The sequence below is a fragment of the Azospirillum sp. UFLA03-27 genome, assembly GCF_059803775.1.
This window is the reverse complement of the sequence record NZ_JAUQTX010000452.1, coordinates 1-2,314: the sequence shown is the minus strand read 5'-3', so window position 1 is coordinate 2,314 and position 2,314 is coordinate 1. Positions and strand designations below refer to the sequence as shown.

The window sequence follows — 2,314 nt, the reverse complement described above, 5'->3', positions numbered from 1 at the left end:
TCAAGACCGGCTCGCTGTCGCGCTCCGACCGGCTGGCCAAGTACAACCAGCTGATCCGCATCGAGGAGATGCTCGGCACCGCCGCCCGCTTCGCCGGACGCGGCATCCTCAAGGCGTAAGACGCTTTCAGGAGTTTCCTTCGAGAAGGGCCCCTTTCCGGATTGCCGGGAAGGGGCTTTTTTCTGTGTTCTCTTCCGGGTACGCGCCCGGCGCGCGGGAGATTTCCAAATCACCACCGTGCAAGGGGCGCGCGCTTCTGGTAAACAGCCGCCATAGTTTCGCCCGCTTGGGCCGGCACCCTCTTAACGACGGCTTTTCCCGCCCGGACAGGACCCTCGACGCATGACCAAGACCACTTCTTTCGCCGCCCTGCTGCTTGGCGGCCTGCTGTGCAGCGGTTCCGTCTTCGCGCAGACGGCTTCGCTGCAGGACCGTCTGGACCGGCTGGAGTCGGGGGTGGAGGCGCTGGGCGGCCGCGTCGAGGTGGCGCAGGCCTATCCGGGCAACTCCTACACGCGGGGGCAGACCGCCGAGATCCAGCCGTCCCTGGCCGCCGATTTCGAAGTGCGACTGCAGAAGCTGGAGCGCGCCCTGTCGGAGCTGACCGGGCGCTATGAAGAGGCGACCTATCAGATCTCGCAGATGAAGGACCGGCTGGAGCGGGTCAACAGCGACATCGATTTCCGCCTGAAGGAGCTGGAGAGCAAGGGCGGCGGGGCGGCCAGCGACCCGTTCGGCGGCCCGGCCAAGCCCAGCGCGGCGGCTCCGGCCACGGCCTCCAGCGCCGCCAAGGCGCCTGAGAAGACGGCTGACAAGCCGGCGGAGAAGCAGACCGCCGCCGTGGCGCCGCTTCCCGCCAACTCGACCCCGGAGAAGCAGTACGAACACGCCTTCGAGCTGCTGCGCCAGTCCGACTATGACAAGGCCGAAAAGGCCTTCAGCGATTTCCTGGCGAAGAACAAGTCCCACCAGCTCGCCGGCAACGCCCAGTATTGGCTGGGTGAGACCTACTACGTCCGCAACAAGTTCCAGGACGCCGCCGTCGCCTTCGCCGAGGGCGTGCAAAAGTATCCGAAGAACAACAAGGCGGCCGACAATCTGCTGAAGCTCGGCATGTCGCTGCAGCAGCTCAACCAGAAGAAGGACGCCTGCACGGCCTTCAACCAGTTGATCACCAAATTCCCGGAGGCATCGGCCAGCGTGAAGCGCCGCGCCGACACCGAGCGCCGTCGTCTGAACTGCGCCTGACGGGTGCGGTGAACGCGTCCGACCCGGCGGGGCCGATTTCCGCGGGGCCGATCTCTGCGGGTGAGTTCGCCGCCCGCATGGACCGGCTGGGCGGCTTCGAGACGCGGCCCCGCGTGGCCGTGGGCGTGTCCGGCGGGGCGGACAGCTTCGGGCTGGTTCTGCTCGCCCAGCGTTGGGCGGCGGAGCGGGGCGGGGATGTCCTTGCGCTGATCGTCGATCATGGATTGCGCGCGGAATCCGCAGCGGAGGCCGCTCAGGTGGGCGGCTGGCTCCAGGCCAGTGGCGTCGCCCAGGCCATTCTGCGCTGGGACGGCGAGAAGCCGGCGACCGGCATCCAGGAGGCGGCCCGCGCCGCGCGCCACCGCCTGCTGGCCGAGCGCTGTCGGGACGAGGGTATCCTTCATCTGGCGCTCGCCCACCACCGTGACGATCAGGCGGAGACGGTGCTGCTGCGCTTCGCCCGCGGCTCCGGAATCGACGGGCTGGCCGGCATGGCGCCGGTGCGTGCTGCGGGGGCGGTGCGGGTGATCCGGCCGCTGTTGGACCTGCCTCACGAGCGGCTGGTGGCGACCTGCCGCGCCTTCGGTCAGGAGTGGATCGAGGACCCGTCCAACCGCAACCCGCGCTTCGCCCGCGCCCGCCTGCGCGCGGCGGGGGAGGCGCTGGCCGCCGAGGGATTGGACGCGCCGCGTCTGGCCGACCTCGCCCGCCGGGCCGCCCGGGCCCGCAACGCGCTGGAATCGGGAACCGCCGCCCTGCTGGCCGAGTCCGTGGAGGTCCATCCGGAGGGCTGGCTGCGGCTGGATCCGAAGCCTCTGCTGGAAGCGCCGGAGGAGCTTGGCATGCGCGCGCTGGTCCGCTGCATCGCCGCGACGGGGGGCGCCGCCTACCCGCCGAAGGACGAGGCGGCGGAGCGCCTGTTCGCCGAGATCGCGGGGGAACGCTTCCGGGGACGCACGCTGGGCGGCTGCCGCATCCTGCCGCGGAAGGGGCATTTGGTGATCGCGCGGGAGCCGGTCGGGGTCCTGTCTCTTATACACATCTGACGCGGCCGACGATTATACGC

Annotated in this window: 3 protein-coding genes; all 3 read left to right on the top strand. The window is 69.7% G+C overall.

From position 1 onward, the window contains the following. A partial coding sequence (locus Q4I23_RS32190) for a hypothetical protein (RefSeq protein WP_498528936.1) occupies positions 1-119 on the top strand: 119 nt, incomplete at its 5' end. Positions 120-342: 223 nt separating this feature from the next. Continuing rightward, positions 343-1,248, top strand: a complete 906-nt coding sequence (gene ybgF, locus Q4I23_RS32185) for a tol-pal system protein YbgF (RefSeq protein ID WP_498528935.1) — start codon at positions 343-345, stop codon at positions 1,246-1,248. 8 nt (positions 1,249-1,256) lie between these two features. Continuing rightward, positions 1,257-2,294 carry a tRNA lysidine(34) synthetase TilS gene (gene tilS, locus Q4I23_RS32180; RefSeq protein ID WP_498528934.1) on the top strand — a complete coding sequence of 346 codons (1,038 nt, stop codon included), beginning with the start codon at positions 1,257-1,259 and terminating at the stop codon, positions 2,292-2,294. The last annotated feature ends 20 nt before the right edge of the window (positions 2,295-2,314 follow it).